The organism is Oleiphilus sp. HI0123, from assembly GCF_001635315.1.
In genome coordinates this window covers 1-517 of the sequence record NZ_LWGE01000557.1, presented here as the reverse complement: position 1 = coordinate 517, position 517 = coordinate 1, and the positions used below count along the sequence as shown (strand labels likewise).

The 517-nt window shown below is 42.4% G+C and carries 1 protein-coding gene; it reads left to right on the top strand.

Translation table 11 applies throughout. The annotated features are described in order from the left end of the window. Positions 1-77 precede the first annotated feature (77 nt). The coding region (locus A3761_RS05095) for a heme-binding protein (protein ID WP_197472838.1) at positions 78-517 on the top strand (440 nt) is incomplete at its 3' end.

Genomic DNA, 517 nt, shown 5'->3' with positions numbered 1-517 from the left:
AGCAAAGAAGCCGATGATATTTATCAGAAAATACAAAGTGTTATGGCTAAAGAAAGTGCTTAGGGCAGGTCATCACGATGTCTAATCAATTTTTCTATACCGAAAGGCTCGGATCGATGAAGTTTATCTTGCTAGCTTGTTCTGTATTTGTGAGTTCCTTACTCACAGGGTGTAGCTTGGTTAAATACACGATTGAGCATGCTCCCTATTCGCTTATTCAGTCAGATGGAAATTTTGAGATCCGACATTACGACCAGATGTTATTGGTTTCCACAACGATGAATAGTGAAAAGGGGAGATCGTCAAACGATAGTGCTTTCAAACGACTTTTTGCGTATATCTCCGGCGAAAATAGTAAGGGGCAAGATATCAGCATGACCGCGCCTGTGTTCATGGATCAAGACAAAGCAACTAAAATGTCTTTTGTTCTTCCCGAAGATTTCAGGATTGAGACAGCACCGGCGCCGAGAGACCCAAACGTTTCTTTGGAGCGAGTCAATGATTACACCGTTGCAGC